Genomic DNA, 21523 nt, shown 5'->3' with positions numbered 1-21523 from the left:
GTAAAAACAAGCTTTAAACATTAAATTTTGACGCTAAAAAGTCTATCTTTGGCACTGCTTCTTTGCTTTTATTTCTTATAAATCAAAGAAGGTTAAATAAAAAGGAGACGTGATGTTAAATCCGGCAGAAACCGCTCAAGCGGTGTCAAGTTCTATGGAGCACAAAGCTCATACTCCACTTGTAAGCATTATCTTCCTTGCTATCATGGCTGGAGCTGCTATTGCAATGGGTGATATTTTCTGGGCTCACTCAACAGTTGGTATGGCTGAAAAACAGTCTATCGGTCTTTCAAACTTCATCGGTGGTATCACATTTAGCTGTGGCCTCATGATGGTTGTGTTTTATGGCGGTCACCTATTTACTAGCTCTATTTTAAGTGGTGTTAGTGCGTATGATGGCAAATTACCATTTGGCAAAACCATAGGCTATTGGGCTATCGTTTGGATATTTAACTTCGTTGGTGGCGCATTGATCGCTTATATGTACTACTACTCTGGTTTGCCACTAAAATACGACGGCTACATCTTGCAACACTTCGTGCCAGCAGCTATTGGCAAGATCACAGCACCATTTCATGAGCTATTTATCCGTGGTATCTTTTGTAACGTCTTTGTTTGTATGTCTATCTGGACTGCGACAAGCGAGAGCAACCTATCTGGTAAATTCTTTGCCATTATGTGGATGATCGGCGCATTTGTTGCTTGCTCAATGGAACACTGCGTTGCAAATATGTTCATCATAACTGAAGCTATCATCTCTAAAGCTCACTACATAGCAGCAAGCGGTGGCGATATCAATGCTGCAGCAGCTTTACTTCACACTACAGCTGATAAACTAGATGTCATCAACTGGACAAATTTCTTAAGCAAAAACTTGCTTCCAGTTACACTTGGTAACATCTGCGGTGGTCTTTTCTTTGTTGGTCTTGTTGGCTTCATGGCTAATAAATTTGATATGAAGAAAAAAGCTTAATAAACTCCCTTTTAGTCTTTGCTTTTATGGCAAAGGCTAAATTTTAAATTTCTCTTTTTTACCTTAAAAGTTTCAAAAAAATCTCTTATTTTTAATCTAAAAATGTCACACTAATTTAAAATTTATCGTTTTAACTCTCTTGTTTTTGAAAATTTGTGACATTTTGGAGTTTAAAATATCTTAGTTAATAAATTTAGAGCAATAATAAAGCTAAAATTTAATATAATCCCACGAAAAAAGGAGAGCTTATGAAAATTTTTAATGCATTTTTTACTGGCATTATATTTGTTCTCGCTCCTATTTTTACGCTATTTGTTGGAATTTACAACAACTACTTTTCACACTACGGCATAAATGAGTATTTCAATGTGATTTTTGTGGATAATGTGCCTTTTTTGTGGCTTTTACCTGTGTTTTTTATATTTGGATATTGTTTCTTTTACGCGCCATTTAGAAAAATTTTTAGAGCCTTTTATCTGCTCTTGCTCGTGCTTTGCGCACTCAGTTGGTACCCTGATTTTGGACGAAGCTTGGGCGAGGCTTATTTTATGAGTAAGCCACTTGAGATGGATCTATCTTCAAATTTACAAAGCGAGCAAAAAACAAGCGGCAAAGTCCTTTATGACGGACGAAGAGAAATTTATTTTCTAAGAAGTGACAATGATAAAGTCGTTAAAATTTCAAAGTAAAGTTTTACCTTTATTTAGTTACAATGGCATAAAAATTTAAAGGTTTAAAATGCGTATAAAACTTCCACACGTACCTTATGTATCACATAAAATAGCAATAGATCTTTTAAACTGTGGTTTTGTAAAGTTAAACAAAGGTATCGAGCCAATCGTAGCAAAAGCAAGTGAAATTTTAACTACTGATGTTCAAAAAGAAAGAGCGCTGGATGAGCGAGTAAATGAGCTTTTAGAGAAAAACGAGGACGAGATGCAGACTATGCAAATCGACCGCAAAAATATGTTTTGGCTCGTTAAAAAGAAACTTGCTGGCGAATTTGACGTCATTTTAACTCATGAAGATAGATTTAGCAATGTCGCTCACAAGATACTTGAAGCTATCTGGAAGAGCGATTTGGTCGAGTATAACGTATCAGAAAACCGCGTGAAAAATGTCATTTATAGCTCGATAGATGAGTATCTAAAAAGTTATGAGAAGATAGAAGATAGCGTCTATGAGATGATGCAAAACTACAAACGCAAACTTATCCCTGGAACTGACGAATACGACCTGATTTTCGAGCGTTTGTATCAAGATGAGCTTAAAAAAAGAGGAATGCTTTAATGAAAGCTTATATTTACATTGAAAACGGCGTTTTTTTAGAGGCAAAAGCCTTTGGTGCTCACGGCGAGTGCGCAGGCGAGCTCGTTTTTAATACCTCTATGACTGGCTATGAGGAGATCATGAGCGATCCAAGCTATGCTGGTCAGTTTATCGTTTTTACTATGCCAGAGATCGGCATCGTTGGCATAAACGAAGATGATATGGAGAGCCTTAGAATTCACGCAAGTGGCGTCATAATGAGAAACTACAATGAAATTCCCTCAAATTATCGCTCGCAAAAATCTTTAGGCAAATTTTTCGAAGAGCAGGGCAAATTTGGCGTTTATGACGTTGATACTAGATATTTAACAAAGATGCTACGAGATGAGGGCGCTTTGATGGCTTACATTTCAACGCAGATAAGCGATAAAGATGAGCTAAAACGCAGGCTTGAGAGTAGCGGACGCATAGAAAATATAAACTACGTAAAAACAGTCAGCGCAATGGATGAGTACGAGCATAAAAAAGGTGCTTGGGATAGAAATTTAAAGTCATATAAGCCACTAAAAAGTATCGGCAAAAAGATAGCTGTTTTTGACTTTGGTGTAAAGAGAAATATCCTAAACGAACTATGTGAAACTGGCCTTGAGGTCATCGTCGTACCACACGATACTAAGGCTGAAGTTTTGATAGATAAATTTAAAAATGGCGAGATAAACGGGGTATTTTTATCAAATGGTCCAGGCGAGCCAAAGAATTTAAAGGCTGAAATCGCTGAGATCAAAAAAATGATAGAGGCTAGGATCCCGATATTTGGCATCTGTCTTGGACATCAGCTGCTTTCAAATGCCTTTGGATACGAGACATATAAACTTAAATTTGGTCAGCATGGAGCAAACCATCCAGTCTTAAATTTAGAGACAAAAGCGATCGAGATAACAACGCAAAATCACAACTACAACGTGCCAGAGAGCATCGCTGAAGTAGCGGTTGTGACACATAGAAATTTGTTTGACAACACGATCGAGGGTGTAAGATACAAGGACTATCCGATCTTCTCGGTGCAACATCACCCAGAAGCAAGCAGCGGCCCTAACGAGAGCAAATATATATTTAAGCAGTTTTTAGAAATTTTATAATATGCAAAACATAAGCCTTTACATGATTATCTCAGTTGCGCTTTTGAGCAGCTTTAGTCATTGTGTCGGCATGTGTAGCGGTTTTTTGAGCTTGCAAGCTCTATTTTTTAAAGGCAAAAGCAAGAGTGAAATTTTAATGCTAAGCACGCTTTATAACCTAGCTAGAATTTTTGCTTATGTGGCTTTGGGAGCTTTGTTTGGCGCTTTTGGAGCAGCTATTAGTTTTGGTATGCAAGCAAGGGGCGTGATATTTTTCATAGTCGGTTTAGTGATCGCATTTATTGGTATTGCACTGCTTTTTAGAGGTGAGCTTTTAAAATTTATAGAGAGCGAAAAAGCACTTAAATTTATAGTAAAAATGGCAAAAACAAGCGTGCAAAAGAGAAATTTGGCAAATTTTTTACTGCTTGGCTTTTTAAATGGGCTTTTGCCTTGTGGCGTGGTCTATTATTTCTTAGCGCTTGGAGTTTTAAGCGCAAATGTGGCTGACGCATCCTTGATAATGCTTATCTTTGGGCTTTGCACCTTACCAGTGATGCTGCTAGCTAGCTTTGTGTTTGGCTTACTAAGAGAGAAATTTAAAGAGATCATGTTTAAGCTCTCAGCTTGCATAATGATCTTAAACGGACTTTATCTATCATTTTTAGGATATAGAGCAAATGCCTAGTTTAAATTTGGATGAAAATTTTTTATCAAGTAGCGATGGCATGAGGATTGCTAAGCTTGCGATGATGGGCGAGATGATGGCAAATATAACTCACCAGTGGAAGCAGCCGCTAAATGAGCTAAGCTTAGTTTTATATAAGATGAAAAAGCTAGCACGCAGCGAAGATGGCGAATTTATCGGCTCTTATGAGAGGGCTATGCAGATCATAAAGTATATGTCAGAAACTACTGATGAGTTTAGTTCGTTTTTAAATCCAAACACACTTTCGCAAGAATTTAGCCTAGCAGACGCAGCTAGAGCATCGATACAGATCGTAAAAGGCGTGATGAAAAAAGAGGGCATTCATATAGAGCTTGAGGTGTTAGGGGACTCTAAAATTTATGGTCACAAAAACAGGCTCATGCAAGTCATCATAAATTTACTAAATAACGCAAAAGACGCACTAAATTTACAAAAGATAGAAGATAAAAATATAAAAATAAAGATTGATAGCGATGAAAAATTTGCTTACCTAAGCGTAGAAGATAATGGTGGTGGCATAGATAAAAATGTGATAGATGAGATCTTTAAGCCATATTTTACCACCAAAGAAGATGCCAAAGGCACTGGCTTAGGACTTTATATGTCAAAGCAAATAATCGATCAATTTAACGCAGAAATAACAGCGGGCAACAGCGATAATGGAGCCTGTTTCTTAATAAAGTTACCACATAAGGAGAAAGTAAATGAGTAGAATTTTAAAAAATCTAACCGTTTTACTAGTCGAAAACAATAGTGATAGCAAAAAGATTATTTATGATATATTAATTGATAATTTTGAGAAGGTTATTACAGCTCAAAACGGTGATGAAGGTTTGAAAAAATTTAAAAAATATAATCCAAATATGGTAATTACCGATGTTTTTATGCCAATTATTGATGGTCTTGATATGGCGAAATGCATCAAAGAAATTTCTAAAGATACTCCAATTATAATTTTGAGTACTCATTGTGAAAAAGAAACTTTATTGAAGGCTATTGATGTTGGTATTGATAAATTTCTTATCAAACCAATCATGCCAGGTGATTTTTTAGAAACTATAGAAAATGTTGCAAAAAATAAGATAGAAACAACAAATATTATCAAAATTGGAAATGGATATAGTTTTAATAAGATTAAACGTGTATTAATTAGAGAAGGTGTTGAAATTTCACTTACTAAAAAAGAGCTTGCATTTGTGTCATTGCTTATAAAAAGATTTGGTACTCTTGTATTGCATGATGAGATTAAAAGTGTTGTTTGGGTTGGTGAAAGTGTTACAGAAGCTGCTATCAGAACCTTTGTTAAACGTGTCAGAGATAAAGTTGGCAGTAGTTTTATAAAAAATGTTCCAGGGCTTGGTTATAAAATAGAGCGAAAGATCTCTTAGTAAAAGATAATTTATATTAATTAAGTTTTTTTATAGTCCTTATACTTTAAAATAACGAATCATTAATATAAATTTAACTAGGAGGATATTTTATGCGACCATCTCAGCTACTACACTATGATTATAGTGTAGCAAAGCTATTTATGTTTGCCACGATACTCTTTGGTATCATAGGCATGGTTGTTGGCGTAGTTATAGCTTTTCAAATGGCCTGTCCAGAACTAAACTACATAGCCGGCGAATATTCGGCGTTTGGGAGGTTGCGTCCTCTTCATACTAATGGCATCATCTTTGGCTTCATGCTCTCAGGCATCTTTGCCACTTGGTACTACATCGGACAGCGTGTTTTAAAGGTCTCGATGAGCGAGTCGCCATTTTTGATGTTTATCGGCAAGCTTCACTTTTGGCTATATATGCTTGTTATGATTTTAGCTGTTGTTACGCTTTTTATGGGCGAAAGCACAGCAAAAGAGTACGCCGAGCTTGAGTGGCCACTAGATATCGCAGTGGTTGTTGTTTGGGTGCTTTGGGGCGTTAGTATATTTGGCCTCATCGGTATCCGCCGCGAAAAGACACTTTACATCTCAGTTTGGTACTACATCGCTACATTTCTTGGCGTTGCGATGCTATATCTATTTAACAACATGGAAGTTCCAACAAGACTTGTTAGTGGATATGGCTCATGGCTACACTCTGTATCTATGTACGCTGGCTCAAACGACGCTTTGGTTCAGTGGTGGTACGGTCACAACGCGGTTGCATTCGTCTTTACAGTGGCGATCATCGCTCAAATTTATTATTTCTTGCCAAAAGAGAGCGGTCAGCCGATATTTTCATATAAACTATCGCTATTTTCATTTTGGGGTTTGATGTTCATCTACCTTTGGGCTGGCGGACACCACCTCATTTACTCTGCTACGCCTGATTGGATGCAGACTATGGGCTCAGTCTTTTCTATCGTTTTGATCCTGCCTTCATGGGGTTCGGCGATAAATATCCTTCTTACGATGAAGGGCGAGTGGGCGCAGCTTAGAGAGAGTCCGCTCATTAAATTTATGGTTCTAGCTTCTACATTTTATATGTTCTCAACACTTGAAGGTCCGATACTTTCTATCAAGTCTGTAAATGCCCTAGCACACTTTACTGACTGGGTACCAGGACACGTTCACGACGGCGCTCTTGGCTGGGTTGGCTTTATGATCATGGCGGCACTTTATCACATGACGCCGCGCGTGTTTAAGCGTGAAATTTACTCAAAGTCGCTAATGGAAGCTCAGTTTTGGATACAAACAACAGGTATCGTCTTATACTTCGCGTCTATGTGGATCGCTGGTATCACGCAAGGTATGATGTGGAGAGCGACTGATAGCTATGGAAATTTACTCTACTCGTTTATAGATACGGTAGTCGTGCTTATCCCATACTACTATATAAGGGCTATTGGCGGACTTCTTTATCTAGTTGGCTTCTTGATGTTTGCTTATAACATCTACAAATCAACTTCTGCTAAAGCTATCTTAGCAGAGCCAAAAAGCGCTTCGCCAATGGGCGGCGGGGCAAAAGCTAGTGCGGAGGTGATGTGATGTTTGCTTGGCTAGAAAAAAATCCATTCTTTTTTGCAGTTTGCGTCTTTATAGTCATCGCTTACGCTGGCATAGTTGAAATTTTACCAGACTTTGCAAACAGAGCTAGACCACTTGAGGGCACAAAGCCTTACACCGTTTTAGAGCTAGCTGGCAAAAACATCTATATGCAAAACGGCTGCAACACTTGCCACTCTCAAATGATCCGTCCGTTTAAAGCTGAGACTGATAGATACGGCATGTATTCACTAAGTGGCGAATTTGCCTATGATCGTCCGCACCTTTGGGGCTCAAAAAGAACAGGTCCAGATCTTATGCGTGTGGGCAACTATAGAACGACTGACTGGCATGAAAATCACATGCTAAATCCAGCCTCAGTAGTGCCAGGCTCGATCATGCCAGCATATCCATTTTTATTTAAGAAAAATGCTGACATAGAGACTGCTTACGCTGAAGCACTAACGGTTAAAAAGGTTTTTAACACGCCTTATGACGAAAAAGATATGCCAGCTCTTGGCACGCTAGAGCAGACAAATGCTAACGTCAAGGCCGAGGCTGCAGCTATCGTTGAAAATATGAAAGATGAGCAGGTAAAAAGTGCATTTGAAAAAGGTGAAATTCGCCAGATCGTAGCACTGATCGCTTATCTAAATAGCCTAAAGTAGGAGCGTGAGATGGAGAACATTAGAGAGTTTCAAGCTTATGGCTATTTTTTCTTGACAGCATTTTTGGCGATCACTTTGTATGCTTATTTTTTTCATCTTTATAAGAGCGAAAAAACTGGCAGAAGAAACTATGAAAAGTACTCAAAACTAGCGCTTAACGATGAGATCGGTGGCGAAATTTTAGAGCGTAAGGCTACAAAGGAGAGCGTATGCAATGGCTAAATTTAGAAGATAATGTAAATTTACTAGCTCTTATAGGAGCGGCTCTAATCATCGTTCTTACCATCGTTGTAGCTGGCAGGTACGTGGGGCAGATGAAGGTTAAAAAAGATGAGAGCGTTGAGCTTAGCGAGCACAACTGGGACGGCATAGGAGAATACAAAAACCCTGTCCCACTTGGCTGGGCGGTCGTCTTTTTACTAGCGCTAGTTTGGGCGATCTGGTACTATTTGCTGGGCTACCCACTAAATTCTTACTCACAAATCGGCGAGTATAATAAAGAGGTTAAAGAAGCAAACGCTAAATTTGAAAAAGAGTATGCAAATCCAAGCAAAGAGACGCTTCACGCTATGGGCGAGAGCATCTATCTCGTGCAGTGCTCAGCATGTCACGGCATCACAGGCGATGGCATAGGTGGCAAGGCTGCAAATTTACAAATTTGGGGTAGTGAAAAAGGCATAGTTGAGACCATACTAAATGGCTCAAAAGGGCTTGATTATCCAATGGGTGAGATGCCAGCAGGCTTAGCCGATGCTGATGGTGCAAAGGCGATCGCAGCATACGTAGCTAAAGAGATAAGCGCTATAAAAAGCACTAAAAATGAAAATTTAGTAGCAACTGGCAAAGAGCTTTATGCTGCATGTGCGTCGTGCCACGGCGAAGATGGCAAGGGTATGGATGGCATGTCGGTTGATCTTAGCAAATATGGCTCGGCTAGTTTTGTGGCTGATGTGCTAAATCGTGGCAAAAAAGGAGCGATCGGCACTATGCCTAAATTTAATGATGGCAGGCTAAATGAGATCCAGCAAAGCGCAGTTGGCGAGTACGTCATATCGCTATCAAAGGGCGAATAATGGAAAATAAAAATAGAAACATCTTTGCCTTAAATGGCATTAGCGGTTTTTTCATAGCGGTGGTGCTTTTGCTCTCTATCCTAGCGGTGCTTACATACGTTGGCATCGGCTTGCAAAAAGAGGTCGCAACCAAGCCTTACTCACTAAAAGATGCAGCTAGCATCGAGATGAAGAGCGTAGATAACGCTAAACACGTCATTGTAAAGGAGTAGCGATGCTAGGCATAATAGAAAAAGCCATTATCCTGCTAATAGTCGTCGCAGGCGCCATTTGTGCCTGGTCAGTACTTACGCCAAATCACCTATTTGTAGGCTAAATTTGAAGAAATTTGCACTCATTTTTATCATTTTGCTGTGGCAAAATTTGGCTTGGGGTGCAAATTTTGTTATCAATGATGATGGAATTTTAAGCCAAAAAGTGAGCCAAAAGCTAAATGAGATCGGTAGCGAGCTTTATCAAAAAAGCGGCATAAATTTAGTAGTTGGTGTGTATAAAGATGGCGAGCTAGACGCGCTTTTTAAAGAGCAAAATTTAAGCTCGCCTTTTGCATTTTTAGTGCTTATAAAAGATAAGCAAAAGGTTGAAATTTTTAGCGATACAAACACTTCAAAGCTCTTTAATAAAGAGCAAATTCTAAGTGTAAATCCAGAATCAGGCACCATTATCCCCATTTTAGTCTCAAAAAACGGCAAAGATGTCTATAACGCCGCTATCTTAAACGGCTATGCTGATATCGCCGAACAGATCGCTGAGAGCTTAAATTTAAAGCTAGAAAGTGGCATCGGTAGCTCAAACAAGACGACCTTAAATTTCTTACGAATTTTCATCTACGGCTTGATCGCATTTTTCGTGCTCATCATCTTTTATAAAAAGGTAAAAAATGGCTAAAAAGAGCTTTTGGCCTTATGGCATCGTGCTTAGCATAGTCGCTATCATTTTAGCTTGCGCCGCAACCATCGTTGTTGCGATCAATAACCCAGTCGAGATGGATAGCGCTTATATGCAAAGTCATCAAAGCGTCGATGAAAACATCACATTTATAAAAGAGAGCGAGGTGAGATTTGATGAGAAATTTGACCTTAAATTTGAGCCAGAATTTAAAGGTTTGCAGGGTAAGTTTAAATTTCTTCTAACGCCAAAAAATGGCGAAATTTCAAGCCTTAGCTATGAAATTTTATTAACTCGCCCACAAACAAACAAAGATAACAAAACATTAAGCGCCTCATGGCAAGAAAATGAGCTTGTAAGCGAGAGTGTTGGCTTAAAAGAGGGCAGGTGGCAGCTACTTTTAAGGCTAAGCGACAAGCAAGATACGAGATATTATAAATTTGATTTTAACGCTACAAAATAGGCTAAATTTGCATCTAAAGTCTTTTTTAGCCAAGGTCAAAATCAAATTTAAATTTTTACTTTCTAGCCAGCCAAAACTCCAGCTCAAACCTCTCTAAAACCAAAATTTAAGCCCAAACGCTTGCTAGTTGTGACGTACTCTTTAAAATTATAGATGAGCGGCGAGTATTTTTTAGTATCTAGCTTTTCATCTTTTAACAAATTTTCATCCACAAATATGCCAACTATCTTGCAAGTAACGATGCAAAACCACTCCTTTATCTCGCACTTTTCTACGATCGTTTCTATCTGTATCTTGCACTCTTTTATGCGCGCGCTTTAGTTTTTGGCGCTAAATTTAAGCAATATAAACCCCGCGGCACCCGAAACTACCGAACCTAGCAAGATAGCGAGCTTGTCGGTGTAGGCAAAGGCGTCCGTGTCGTTGTAGGCTAGGCCGTTAACGAAAAGGCTCATCGTAAATCCTACGCCGCAAAGCACCGCGATGCCGTAAAGTTGGATGAAATTTGACCCTTCTGGCAGCTTGGCTAGCTTAAATTTGATCGCCAAAAAGCTAAAAGAAAATACCCCGACTTGCTTGCCGACGAAAAGCCCCAGCGCCGTGCCTAGCGCGACCGGAGACAAAATCTCGTCCAGTCCGACGCCTCGTAGTGAGATGCCTGCGTTTACGAAGGCAAATATCGGCAGCACGCCAAACGCTACCCAGCCGTGCAGGTCGTGCTCGATGCTTTTTAGCATAGATTTGCCCGGCTCGTCTTTAAAGCTAAGCGGTATGAAAAAGGCCGCCACGACGCCGGCAAGCGTGGCGTGAACGCCTGATTTTAGCACTGCTACCCACATCACCGCGCCTACGATCAGATACGCCGCCTTGCTCTTTACACCGAGTCTGTTTAGCACGAAAAGCGCGGCTAGACAAACGCTCGCGACCGCAAGCATTTGGGCGCTAAGCTCGCTCGTGTAAAATAGCGCGATAATCACGATCGCGCAAAGGTCGTCGACGATCGCTAGCGTCATGAGGAAAATTTTTAAACTAGTCGGTACGCGAGGCCCGAGTAGGCTCAAAATCCCCAGAGCAAACGCGATATCCGTCGCCGTCGGTATCGCCCAGCCGCCAAGCGCGAATGAGTCGTGCTTCGTAAAAAGATAGAAGATAACCGCGGGCACTATCAGGCCGCCTGCCGCGCCGATCGCTGGTAGCGCGATTTGCGACGGATTTTTTAGCTCGCCCTCCAAAACCTCGCGCTTTAGCTCGAGTCCGATGAGAAAGAAAAATACCGCCATCAACCCGTCGTTCACCCACAAGATCAGGGGTTTGCTTAGTCCGTATTCGCCGAAGCTCATGGTAAATTTGGTATTTAAAAATTCGTTGTAAAAATCGCTCAAAAACGTATTTTGACACAGTAGCGCCGCGACCGTAGCGATCATCAGCAAAATCCCGCCGCTGGCTTCGTGTTTTAAAAACTCTTTTATTCCGCCCATTTTGCTTCCTTTTTATAAATTTTGGCGATTATAGCGTATTTTTACGCTCGCATAAAATTCGGGCGAATTTGGCTATAATCAAGTCAAATTTAAAGGCAAATTTAGTAGACGCGTCGCTAAAATTTGCCATGCCGCGCTTGCGGGAGCGGGACGCTTGCGCACGGTTTTTATAGATTAAGGAGCGAAAATGAATGAAATTTTAGATATATGTAAGCGTGCAAAGGCTGTTTGCGGCGAGCTTTTGAGACTTGATAGCCCTGCTAAATTTGAAATTTTAAACGCCGTGGCGTACGAGCTGCTAGCGCAAAAAGAGGCCATAAAAGCGGCAAACGCCAAAGACCTTGCAAACGGCGAGAAATCGGGCCTTAGTGCGGCGCTGCTAGACCGCCTGCGACTAACGGATGCCCGCATCGAGGCTATGGCGAAGGGCGTGCGCGAGGTGGCGGGCTTTGCCGAGGTCGTAGGCGAAAATTTAGGCGGCTGGAGCCATCCAAACGGCATGCAAATCAGCCGCATTCGCGTGCCGCTGGGGGTGCTCGGTATCATCTCGCCCTTTTTGATCTTTTGTGGTGGCAAGCAAAACTGGAAAGCCGTAGTAAAAGCCAGATCTGTTTAACTCTTTATGCATTTTTTCTCCTTTTTGAAATTGTAGCCCTCAGCACTTTAAGGCTTAAATTTTTAATGAATTTAGAAAAATTTTCAAAGCTTGCCTTAAGTGAGAAAAAGCGCTCTTTTATCAGCTTTTGGCTATCATTTTTTAAAAATTTAAGAGAGTAAAATGCGCAATCTAAATCAACTTTTCGTCTTTACAAACTCGCGTAAGATCAGGGAATTTAACGCTGGTTTTAATGACGAGCTAATCCCAAAAAGTCTAAGCATCGCTGAGTTTTATAAAAAGGCCGTTTTTGTAAATGGCCGCTTTGAGTGCGATAGCACCTACGCTTTAGTGCTTATGAACAGAGCCTGTGCCAGCGTCAAAGAGGCAAACTCGGTGCTTAAAATCCCAACTGAGTTTTTTGAGTTTTTGAAAAACAACGACTATCTTTTTTCGTTTTTTAAAGAGCTTGCTATTAGTAAAAAGAGCATTGAAGAGATAAAATTTAACGACATTTACGCTGATTTTGAGGAGCATTTAAGCATACTTGAAGCGGTTTTAAAAGAGTATGAGAGCTTGCTTGATAAAGAGGATCTTTATGATGATATAACCTTGCCAAAAATTTACTCTATAAATGAAGCTTACATAAGAAGTTTTAGTGAAATTTCACTGCACATTGATGGCATTTTAAGCGAGTTTGAGTGGGAAATTTTAGAGAAAATTTCAAAACTAACCACGCTAAAGATCATCTTTCAAACTAGCGTTTTTAATAAAAAACTAATAGAAAAGATAAGGCAAATTTCAGCCATTAATGAGCTTGAAAACTACAAAAAATATGAGCTAAATTTAAACACAAATGAGCTAGTTTGCCTAGAAAATATCACAAAATTTGAGCCAGTTTTAGTAAGAAATTTCGCTACAAGAAGCTTGCAGTGCGCTTACGCTATGGCAAAGGCGAGTGAGTTTGTGCTTGATGGCATAAAGCCTGAAAATATCGCAGTGATCTTGCCAGATGAGGGCTTTAGCGAGATTTTAAGGCTTCATGATAGCGCTAAAATTTTTAACTACGCTATGGGCGAGAGCTTTAAAAATACAAAATTTTATGAGACGCTTTACTACATCACAAGAGCGATCAACGAAGAGACAAGCCCAGTTTTTGATCAAAGCAAGTGTGAGAGCTACGAGGAGCTTGGCTTTATTTTAAGCGAATTTGGCGTGAGTGAGCAGCTCTTTGAGAAATTTAGAGCTAGCTACTTTGAGGCGTGTGAATTTGGCAAATTTAAAGAGCTAATAGATGAGCTTTTGGTGCTTGAAAATGAGCCAAGATGCGAAGAGAAGCTCGCACTTGAGCTTTTTAGGATGGAGAATTTATGCAGGTATTTTAGCTTTAGCCTAAAGCAGCTAAGTGAAATTTTCTTGCTAAATATCTCGCGCCTAAGCATCGATGATGTGGGTGGCGGAAAGATCAGCGTCATGGGCATGCTAGAGAGCCGCGGGATGAAATTTGATGGCGTTATCATAGTTGATTTTAACGACAACTTCATCCCAGCAAGAAGCGCAAACGAGATGTTTTTAAACTCAAAAGTGAGGCAAAAAGCGGGGCTTATAAGCTACATTGAGCGCGAGAATTTGCAGAGATTTTACTACGAAAGCCTCATAAATAACGCCAAAAAAGTGGCGATAAGCTGCTGCGTAAATGAAGAGAGCATACCTTCAAGATTTTTAAAAAATTTCAAAACGATAAAAGATGAGAAATTTAGCGATGAGGCCTATTTGAAGCTATTTTTAAAAGGAGTTGCGAGTTTAAATTTAAGTGATGATGAGGTTATTTTAGAGCATGATTTCTTCGCAAATCCACTCTCGTTTTCGACGCTAAATTTATTTCTAACCTGCCCAAGAAAATACTACTACACAAAGATAGCTCACATAAATGCGCCAAAAGCTATTGCAAGTGAGCTTGGTACAAAGCAAGGAAATAGCGTTCATAGCGCACTTTTTGAATATTATACGAGTGAGTTTTATAAGCAAAATAACACCTTTGATCTAGCCGTTTTTAAAGAGATGCTAGCAAAGCAAAATCTTACGCCACTTGAGTTTGAAATTTGGACGCATAAATTTAAAGAGTATGAAATTTATGAAAACGAGCGTTTAAGGGCTGGTTTTAGGGTGCTTGAGTGCGAAAAAGAGGTGCAAAGTGAGTTTTGCGGCGTGCAGATAAAGGGATTTATCGATAGGATCGACGTTGGCGCAAACGACGACGTGCTTATACTTGATTACAAAACGGGCGAGGCAAATGTAAATTCGCTCCAGCTTGCCTTTTACGAAGCACTTTACGGCGGCAAGGTGCGAAGTGCCTACTATGCCCTAAAAAACGAGCCTAGCTTAGTTAGCTCTAAAAAAAGCGTAGAGGATCTAAGCGGCGAGATAGAAAAGCTAAAAACCATAAACAAAACTAAGATAAATTTTGAAAGAAAGAGCGGTGCTTGCGCATTTTGCGAATACGTCACACTTTGTAGGAGAGAGTTATGAAAAATTTTTTAGCCTTAAAAGCAAGCGCTGGAAGCGGTAAGACCTTTGCGCTGAGCGTTCGCTACATCGCTTTGGTGCTTCGAGGCGAAAATATAAACGAGATCGTCGCTCTAACTTTTACAAAAAAAGCAGCAAACGAGATGAAAGAGCGCATAATCGCCACTTTTTTGGACTTGCAAAACAAAAAGGGCGAGCTTGAAGCGGTGTGCGCGGAGCTTGGTATAAGCCAAGATGAGGCGATAAAAAGGCGAGATGAGAGGCTTGGCGTCTTTTTGCAAAGTGAGCTAAAAATTTATACATTTGATGCGTTTTTCTCTGGGATTTTGAAGAAATTTAGCCAAAATTTAGGCATTAGCCCTGATTACAGCGTGCAAGATAGCTTGCAAGATCTGGCGTGGAAAAAATTTGTAAAAGAGGCGAGCAAGGATAAAAAGCTTCTTAGTGAGCTTGCCTTAATGATGATCATCTCAAGCCAAAAAGAGGCTAGCTTTTCGCAGACTTTGGCGAAATTTTATGAGAGCTTTGGCGGCGAGCTAAAAGATAGTGGTGCAAGCTATCCAGATGATAGCAAAGTAAGGGCGGCACAAAAGGCGATAAATGAGCATATAGCCTTGCAAAATGGCGCTAGTGATGTGGCTAAAAAGACATTTGGCGAGCAGAATTTATTTGAGCTATTTAAGAGTAAGGTTTTTGCTAGGCAAAGCCTAGACTACCGCACTTTTAACAAAATTTACACAAGTGAGCTTGATAGGCTCTTTTTTGAGCTAAAAGAGGCAGCGAAAAACTACATTTTAGAGGTCGAAAAGTATAGGCTAAGTGGCTTTAGCAAGCTATTAAAGCTTTATAAGGCTTCAAATTTGGAGCTAAACAAAGAGATAAATGCGCTAAGCTTTGCTGATATAAACAAGCTGGTTTTTAAGCTTTTGGTGCAAAATTTGGATAAAGAGGCGCTTTATTTTAGGCTTGATGGCAGGATAAATCACCTCTTAGTCGATGAGTTTCAAGATACAAACGTGATCCAGTATGAGATCATCTTGCCGCTTATCGCTGAAATCGTCTCTGGATACGGACAAAACGGGCTTGGAAGCTTCTTTTACGTGGGCGACACGAAGCAGAGCATCTATAAATTTAGGGGTGGCAAAAAGGAGCTTTTTGACAAGCTGGGAGATGATTTTAGTCAGATAGATATAGAAAATTTGTCAAGCAACTACCGCAGTTTAAAGGCTTTGGTGAAATTTAACAACGCCGTTTTTGAAGAAATTTATCATAGATATGGGCTTAGTTTTGAGCCACAAGAGCCAGCTAAAAAAGATGAGACGCTAAGCTATGAGGTAAGTGGCGAGTGTGCGTATTTTGAAGTAGAAAAAGATGACTACGGCTACTTGCGTGTGCTAAGTGATGAAGATATCGCAGGTACGGTCGTTTCGCAAGCAAGTGAGCTTTTAAAAGCTGGCGTAAATGCAAGCGATATAACCGTGCTTTGCTGGAAAAATAGCGACATTAGCCTCATCTCAGAAGTGCTTAGTAGCGCAGGGATCAAAAGCGTCAATGAAGGCACTTTGGAGCTAAAAAGAACGCCGCTTGTCGCTGCTATCATCGAATATGCGAAATTTTGCCTATTTAAAGAAGAAATTTATGAAAAAAATGTAAAAGCGCTAGTAAATGCAAATGTCAAAAAACTAAATATAAAGCCTGGGGAGAGCGCGACAAATAGCCTATTTTATCTAGCTAAAAATTTAGACATAAATATGGCTGATATAGATATCTTGCGTCTTTTTGAGCTAAGCGTGGGGTATAAAAATTTAAGTGATTTTATATTTAATCTTGAAAGCTTTAGCTCTAAAATCAGCCCAAAAAGTAGCGACGGCGTGAGAGTGATGACCGTGCATAAGTCAAAGGGGCTTGAGTTTGCTCACGTCATAGTTTGCGACATGATGGGCAAGGGCAGGGGCGATGACTCAAATTTCATAACCGAATACAGCGAAAAGGGCGAGTGGATCGTAAAGAGTAAAATTTCAGGTAGAGAAAATTTTGATAGCGACTATGCAAGCGTTTTAGAGCAGATGAAGGAGCTTGAAAAGCAAGAAAATATCAATAAAATTTATGTCGCTTTCACAAGGGCAACAAAGTCGCTCATCATCATCAAACAAGCCGTCCCAAGCGGAAATAGCCCAAGCTTTTTTTCATTTTACACAAGAAGCGACAAGAGCGAAGCAAATGACTATCTTGATCTAAAAGAATTTAGCTTTGGCAAAATTTTGCCTAGTAAAACTGAGCAAAAAGAGCTAAAAAAAGATGAAAAAATGCCTGAAATTTTAAGGATAGAGAGGCAAGAGGTTGAGGCAAGAGAGCAAAAGACGAGTGGTAAAAACTTAAGTGCGATATATTTTGGTCTGGCGTTTCACTATCTGCTTGAGATGAGCGAGAAATTTGATGATGGTTCGCTAGAAAAAGCTAAAAATTTGATGCTAAATAAATTTCATAAATTTTTGCCATTTGAAGCACTTGAAGATACCTTTGCTAGGGCAAAAATGCTTATAAGAGAGCCAAAATTTATAGAGTGCATAAAAGACAAAGAAATTTATAAAGAGCAGCCATTTAAAGTAAAAAATGAGCTAAAACAGATGGATCTTTTTTGCTTTAATGAGCGTGAAATTTGCGTGATTGATTATAAAACTACAGATAAAAATATAGAAGAGAACAAAAAGCAGGTAAAAGAGTATAAAGATGCGCTCGCTAAATTTTATGAAAAACATAGTATAATCGCCCTCATTTTCTATGCACTTGAAGGCAAAATTTCATATATTGAAGTTTAAATACTACTTAATTTAAGCTTTGTCAAAGCATTGTTTAAATACAATCACAACTCAAAAATTAACTTGGCAAAGGTAAGAAAATGACAAAAATAACAAAGCCAAACGAAGTTAAGCGAGACTGGATCGTAGTTGATGCAGCTGGTAAGCGCTTTGGTAGATTGCTAACTGAGGTAGCAACTATACTTCGTGGCAAAAACAAACCATGCTTCACGCCAAACGTAGATTGTGGCGACTATGTTATCATCATAAATGCTTCTAAAGTAGAATTTACTGGTAATAACAAAGCTGAAGATAAACTTTATCACAGACACTCAGGATATTTTGGCAGCGTAAAGAGCGAGAAATTTGGCGATTTGATAGCAAATAAGCCAGAAAAACTATTTAAATTAGCTGTTCGTGGCATGCTTCCAAAGACAAAACTTGGAAGAGAGATGATAAAAAAACTAAAAGTTTATGCTGGCAGTGAGCATCCTCATACGGCACAAATAGCTAAAAAAGAAGGAAAATAATTATGGCAAAAGTTTATGCAACTGGTAAAAGAAAAACTGCCGTAGCAAAGGTTTGGATAAAGTCTGGAAGCGGTAAAATCGTAGTAAATGGTATGGATCTTAACACTTGGCTTGGCGGTCACGAGGCTATCAAGCTTAAAGTTATTCAGCCACTTTTAGTAACAAAACAAGAGAGTTTAATAGACGTAGTAGCTACAACTTTAGGTGGCGGTTATTCAGCACAAGCTGAGGCTTTAAGACACGGCATTTCACGTGCTTTAGCTGATATGGATGCTGATTTTAGAGCAGCGCTTAAACCAAAAGGCTTACTAACTAGAGATTCTCGTGTTGTTGAACGTAAGAAATTTGGTAGAAGAAAGGCTAGAAGAAGCCCACAATTCTCTAAACGTTAATGGTTTTTTGCAAGTGCTTTTGCATTTGCAAAATTTAGGTTATGTAAATTGTGAGATTTACATTAAGAATTTGGTTATAATTTAAAGTTAATTTATTTTTATTTAGGTAAAATTATAGTCAACATTAAAAATCCCTATTTGAAAGGAATTCTATTATGAAAAAGATTGCTTTAGCTATGGTTGCCGCAACAGCGGTTTTTGCGTCTAACGCAGCATACAACTATGAGATCACTCCAACTATCGGTGGTGTTCATCCAGAAGGAAATTTACGTGTAAAAGACCACAATTTTGTTGGTATTAGAGCGGCTAGAAACCTTGAAGATTTCTTCTTTGATCAAGTTGAACTTGGTGTTGATTACTCTCAAAAATTAAAAGAGAGAACAGGTAACGTTGTAAGAGAGGGTAGAGCTCTTAGATATCACGCTAACCTTGTAAAAAATATCGTTGATTTTGGACCAGTTAGCCTATATGGTTTAATCGGTGCTGGTTATGAAGATGTTCCAGCTATTTTTGTTAAAAACGAAGATGGCGGTTTTGGTCAATATGGTCTTGGTTTAAGATACCAAGTAACTGATAGATTTGCTCTTAAAGCAGAGGCAAGAGATGCTATCAAATTTGAGCATGCTGATCACAACCTATTCTATTCACTAGGCTTTGGCATCGGTCTTGATTCAAAAGCAGCTCCAGTTGTAGCAGCAGCTCCAGCAGCAGCTCCAGCAGCAGCTCCAGCTCCAGTTCTTGATGATGACAATGATGGCGTGCCAAATGATATCGATCAATGCCCTAACACTCCAGCTGGTGTAGTTGTTGACGAAAGAGGATGCGAGAAAGTTATCGTTCTTAGAGACCTAGATGTTAACTTCGCATTTGATAGCTACAAAGTTGGACCAAAATATGCAGCTGAGATCAAAAAAGTAGCTGACTTTATGGGTGAACACCCAGATTATAAAGTTGTACTTGCTGGTCATACTGATAGCGTAGGCGCAGAAGCTTACAACCAAAAACTATCTGAAAAAAGAGCAAAAGCAGTGGCTGAGGTTCTTGCTGGTTACGGCGTAGAAAAAGCTAAAATTTCTACAGTTGGTTACGGCGAACTTAAACCAATCGCTACAAACAAAACTAAAGAAGGTCGCGCTCAAAACAGACGTGTTGAAGCTACTTTCAATAAATAATTTTATTATTTAAAATTACTTCTTTAGGGCTTGGCTTCGGCTGAGCCCTTTTTTATTTCTGCGGAGATTATCATGAAAAAAACTATACTTTTTGACTTAGACGGCACACTTATAGACTCTACTTCTGCTATTTTAAAAGGCTTTGATGCGGCGTTTTTAGCCCACGATAAGAAAGAGCCTGATCATGATGCACTAAAATCTCTAGTAGGATATCCGCTTGAAATAATGTTTGAAAAACTCGGTGCCAAAAAGAATTTAATAGGTGAATATGTAAAAGAGTATAAAGCTTGCTATGAGAAGATCTATTTAGATGAGACTGTGCTTTTACCGCATGCTATGGATGCTTTAAAAGAAGCTAGCACGTTTGCTGATGTTGGTGTTGTTACGACAAAGACATCAAAATTTTCTATCATTTTACTTGAACATTTGGGCGTTATGAAATTTATAAAAACGGTTCTCGGACGAGATGATGTTGTTAATCCAAAACCAGATCCAGAACCTATAAATTTAGCTTTAAAGAGACTAGAAAAAGAAAAAGACAATGCGTTTATGGTTGGCGATACCATCATGGATCTAAAGGCTGCTAAAGCTGCTCTTGTAACGGCCATTGGCCTTACATGCGGATATGGTAAAGAGTCTGATTTGAGGCAGTTTAGCGAGCATATGTTTGCAAATCCGCTTGAGGCTGTTAGCTTTATCAAGGAAGCTTAATAGTGAAAGTTTATTAAAGCTCTTGAGTCTGATACTATTTAAACATAAATTTATTCATAAATTTTTTGTTTTAACTTATTACAAAATGCTTGTATTAGAATTTACTAAATAGAGATTTTGTAGGTATTGAAAAAGAGCCAGAATTTATAGACATAGCACTTAATCGAAGCTGGCGTGGAGGCTGAGTTTGTCTATAAGATAAGCGAGGGCAGACCAAACGTCGAAGATAGGCTTAAAAATGGCGATATAGCGCTTGTTATAAATACAAGCGATACTAAATCAAGCGTGGATGATGGCAAAAAGATCCGCCAAAATGTGCTTAGATTTAAGATCCCTTACTTCACAACGATCCGTGCAGCGCTTGCAGCTGCTAAGTCGCTAAGCACAGTTCAAACTGGCAAAGCACTTGAAGTAAAAAGCTTACAAGAGTATCTAAGTGAGAAATGAACCAAAAAGAGTGCGTAGTAGAAGCGTTAGCTAGCCTTGGTGGCATGGCAACGCTTTTTGATCTTTACTATGAAACTGATGTTAGCACTTGTGGCAGCAAAACCCCGTTTGCTAGTATAAGGCGGATAGTTCAGACTAATAAAGAATTTTATAAGGTCAGAGCTGGACTTTGGGGACTTTGTGAGCTTGCTAGCTTAAGCAAAAAATAATAAATTTAGTGGCAGTCTTTGCTGCCACTAGCTAAATTTCACTTCTATTTGATTAGCTATTTTTTAAAGCGCTAGCTACCTTGAAAGCACTTGTAAATGCAAAATGCAAGTTATATCCGCCAAGCATACCAGTGATATCTAAAACTTCTCCTATAAAGTAAAGCCCTTTTACGCTTTTACACTCTAAATTTTCATTTAAAAAATTAGTCTTTACGCCACCTTTTGTAACTTCAGCCCTTTCAAAGCCAAATGTCCCAGCTGGGGCAAAATGATATGCAAAAAGCCTTTTTATGATGCTCTTTTCATCATCACTAAATTCATAAAATGCCCTATCTTTTAAACCAAAATTTCTTAAAAACTCCAGCACAAATCTCTTTGGCAAAGGTAAAACTGAACTAAGCTGCTTTTTGCCATTTACTAAATTTTTCTCACTAAATTTAGGCAGAAAATTTATGCAAATTCGACCCTTTTGCCAAAAGAGTGAGGCGTTTAGTATCGCTGGACCACTTATGCCTCTATGTGTAAAAAGCAGATCA

Annotated in this window: 24 protein-coding genes and 2 pseudogenes; 23 read left to right on the top strand and 3 right to left on the bottom strand. The window is 39.2% G+C overall.

Annotated features, from left to right (window positions below; genetic code table 11):
• Nucleotides 1–112 precede the first annotated feature (112 nt).
• The 14 genes from HMPREF1019_RS06160 to HMPREF1019_RS06095 all read left to right on the top strand — a co-directional run bounded on the left by HMPREF1019_RS06160 (nucleotide 113) and on the right by HMPREF1019_RS06095 (nucleotide 10129).
• Entirely contained in the window at nucleotides 113–973 is an 861-nt protein-coding gene (locus HMPREF1019_RS06160; protein WP_009294854.1) for a formate/nitrite transporter family protein, read from the top strand.
• A gap of 248 nt (nucleotides 974–1221) precedes the next feature.
• Nucleotides 1222–1662, top strand: coding sequence for a hypothetical protein (locus HMPREF1019_RS06155; RefSeq protein WP_009294853.1), 441 nt, complete (start codon nucleotides 1222–1224; stop codon nucleotides 1660–1662).
• A 49-nt stretch (nucleotides 1663–1711) separates the two neighbouring features.
• A complete protein-coding gene (locus HMPREF1019_RS06150; protein WP_002939254.1) occupies nucleotides 1712–2263 on the top strand; it encodes a DUF507 family protein in 552 nt (183 codons plus the stop codon).
• Complete coding sequence (carA, locus tag HMPREF1019_RS06145) at nucleotides 2263–3381, top strand: glutamine-hydrolyzing carbamoyl-phosphate synthase small subunit (RefSeq protein ID WP_009294852.1); 1119 nt, start codon at nucleotides 2263–2265, stop codon at nucleotides 3379–3381. The genes HMPREF1019_RS06150 and carA overlap by 1 nt, the downstream gene beginning before the upstream one ends.
• Before the next feature lie 22 nt (nucleotides 3382–3403).
• Entirely contained in the window at nucleotides 3404–4048 is a 645-nt protein-coding gene (locus HMPREF1019_RS06140) for a sulfite exporter TauE/SafE family protein (RefSeq protein ID WP_034901622.1), read from the top strand.
• Nucleotides 4041–4781 carry a sensor histidine kinase gene (locus HMPREF1019_RS06135; protein ID WP_009294850.1) on the top strand — a complete coding sequence of 247 codons (741 nt, stop codon included), beginning with the start codon at nucleotides 4041–4043 and terminating at the stop codon, nucleotides 4779–4781. Before HMPREF1019_RS06140 ends, HMPREF1019_RS06135 begins: the two co-directional genes overlap by 8 nt.
• On the top strand, nucleotides 4774–5457 hold the full coding sequence (locus HMPREF1019_RS06130; protein WP_009294849.1) for a response regulator transcription factor: 684 nt from the start codon (nucleotides 4774–4776) through the stop codon (nucleotides 5455–5457). The genes HMPREF1019_RS06135 and HMPREF1019_RS06130 overlap by 8 nt, the downstream gene beginning before the upstream one ends.
• Before the next feature lie 92 nt (nucleotides 5458–5549).
• The gene (gene ccoN / locus HMPREF1019_RS06125) at nucleotides 5550–7040 is read left to right on the top strand and encodes a cytochrome-c oxidase, cbb3-type subunit I (protein WP_009294848.1); all 1491 of its coding nucleotides are present in this window, start codon (nucleotides 5550–5552) and stop codon (nucleotides 7038–7040) included.
• Nucleotides 7040–7705 carry a cytochrome-c oxidase, cbb3-type subunit II gene (gene ccoO, locus HMPREF1019_RS06120; protein ID WP_002939297.1) on the top strand — a complete coding sequence of 222 codons (666 nt, stop codon included), beginning with the start codon at nucleotides 7040–7042 and terminating at the stop codon, nucleotides 7703–7705. The genes ccoN and ccoO overlap by 1 nt, the downstream gene beginning before the upstream one ends.
• A 9-nt stretch (nucleotides 7706–7714) precedes the next feature.
• Nucleotides 7715–7927: a cytochrome c oxidase, cbb3-type, CcoQ subunit gene (locus HMPREF1019_RS06115; RefSeq protein WP_002939259.1), complete on the top strand. Its 213-nt coding sequence runs from the start codon at nucleotides 7715–7717 to the stop codon at nucleotides 7925–7927.
• Entirely contained in the window at nucleotides 7915–8778 is an 864-nt protein-coding gene (locus HMPREF1019_RS06110) for a cbb3-type cytochrome c oxidase N-terminal domain-containing protein (protein ID WP_009294847.1), read from the top strand. Before HMPREF1019_RS06115 ends, HMPREF1019_RS06110 begins: the two co-directional genes overlap by 13 nt.
• On the top strand, nucleotides 8778–8990 hold the full coding sequence (locus HMPREF1019_RS06105) for a DUF4006 family protein (protein WP_009294846.1): 213 nt from the start codon (nucleotides 8778–8780) through the stop codon (nucleotides 8988–8990). Before HMPREF1019_RS06110 ends, HMPREF1019_RS06105 begins: the two co-directional genes overlap by 1 nt.
• Before the next feature lie 106 nt (nucleotides 8991–9096).
• Nucleotides 9097–9666, top strand: coding sequence for a hypothetical protein (locus HMPREF1019_RS06100; RefSeq protein WP_009294844.1), 570 nt, complete (start codon nucleotides 9097–9099; stop codon nucleotides 9664–9666).
• Nucleotides 9659–10129: a FixH family protein gene (locus HMPREF1019_RS06095; protein ID WP_009294843.1), complete on the top strand. Its 471-nt coding sequence runs from the start codon at nucleotides 9659–9661 to the stop codon at nucleotides 10127–10129. Before HMPREF1019_RS06100 ends, HMPREF1019_RS06095 begins: the two co-directional genes overlap by 8 nt.
• An 83-nt stretch (nucleotides 10130–10212) precedes the next feature.
• Here the strand turns inward: HMPREF1019_RS06095 and HMPREF1019_RS10525 are convergent, their stop codons facing one another.
• Nucleotides 10213–10341, bottom strand: coding sequence for a hypothetical protein (locus tag HMPREF1019_RS10525; RefSeq protein ID WP_262359238.1), 129 nt, complete (start codon nucleotides 10339–10341; stop codon nucleotides 10213–10215).
• Between the two features lie 105 nt (nucleotides 10342–10446).
• The gene (gene nhaA, locus HMPREF1019_RS06085; protein ID WP_009294842.1) at nucleotides 10447–11607 is read right to left on the bottom strand and encodes a Na+/H+ antiporter NhaA; all 1161 of its coding nucleotides are present in this window, start codon (nucleotides 11605–11607) and stop codon (nucleotides 10447–10449) included.
• Between the two features lie 187 nt (nucleotides 11608–11794).
• Between nhaA and proA the strand changes: the two are divergent.
• The 9 genes and pseudogenes from proA to HMPREF1019_RS06040 all read left to right on the top strand — a co-directional run.
• Nucleotides 11795–12154 (top strand): annotated as a pseudogene (gene proA / locus HMPREF1019_RS06080) (glutamate-5-semialdehyde dehydrogenase); the annotation flags it as partial.
• 231 nt (nucleotides 12155–12385) lie between these two features.
• On the top strand, nucleotides 12386–14731 hold the full coding sequence (locus tag HMPREF1019_RS06075; protein WP_009294840.1) for a PD-(D/E)XK nuclease family protein: 2346 nt from the start codon (nucleotides 12386–12388) through the stop codon (nucleotides 14729–14731).
• Nucleotides 14728–17547, top strand: a complete 2820-nt coding sequence (locus tag HMPREF1019_RS06070) for a RecB-like helicase (protein ID WP_009294839.1) — start codon at nucleotides 14728–14730, stop codon at nucleotides 17545–17547. Before HMPREF1019_RS06075 ends, HMPREF1019_RS06070 begins: the two co-directional genes overlap by 4 nt.
• An 80-nt stretch (nucleotides 17548–17627) precedes the next feature.
• Entirely contained in the window at nucleotides 17628–18056 is a 429-nt protein-coding gene (rplM, locus tag HMPREF1019_RS06065; RefSeq protein ID WP_002939292.1) for a 50S ribosomal protein L13, read from the top strand.
• A gap of 2 nt (nucleotides 18057–18058) precedes the next feature.
• Complete coding sequence (gene rpsI / locus HMPREF1019_RS06060; protein WP_002939337.1) at nucleotides 18059–18448, top strand: 30S ribosomal protein S9; 390 nt, start codon at nucleotides 18059–18061, stop codon at nucleotides 18446–18448.
• A gap of 155 nt (nucleotides 18449–18603) precedes the next feature.
• Nucleotides 18604–19620 carry an OmpA family protein gene (locus tag HMPREF1019_RS06055; protein ID WP_009294838.1) on the top strand — a complete coding sequence of 339 codons (1017 nt, stop codon included), beginning with the start codon at nucleotides 18604–18606 and terminating at the stop codon, nucleotides 19618–19620.
• Between the two features lie 72 nt (nucleotides 19621–19692).
• Nucleotides 19693–20331, top strand: coding sequence for an HAD family hydrolase (locus HMPREF1019_RS06050; protein WP_009294836.1), 639 nt, complete (start codon nucleotides 19693–19695; stop codon nucleotides 20329–20331).
• Nucleotides 20332–20490: 159 nt separating this feature from the next.
• Nucleotides 20491–20778 (top strand): annotated as a pseudogene (locus HMPREF1019_RS06045) (hypothetical protein); the annotation flags it as partial.
• Nucleotides 20775–20987 (top strand): hypothetical protein, encoded by a 213-nt coding sequence (locus tag HMPREF1019_RS06040; protein ID WP_009294832.1) that lies wholly within the window; start codon nucleotides 20775–20777, stop codon nucleotides 20985–20987. The pseudogene HMPREF1019_RS06045 and the gene HMPREF1019_RS06040, both read left to right, overlap by 4 nt.
• Nucleotides 20988–21039: 52 nt before the next feature.
• Here the strand turns inward: HMPREF1019_RS06040 and HMPREF1019_RS09715 are convergent.
• Nucleotides 21040–21523: NAD(P)/FAD-dependent oxidoreductase (locus HMPREF1019_RS09715; protein WP_009294830.1), on the bottom strand; the 484-nt coding region annotated here is incomplete at its 5' end.

The sequence above is a fragment of the Campylobacter sp. 10_1_50 genome (assembly GCF_000238755.1).
In the GTDB taxonomy this organism is placed as follows: Bacteria; Campylobacterota; Campylobacteria; order Campylobacterales; family Campylobacteraceae; genus Campylobacter_A; species Campylobacter_A concisus_R.
The sequence above is the reverse complement of the archived record's forward strand: the minus strand, read 5'-3'. Positions and strand labels throughout refer to the sequence as shown.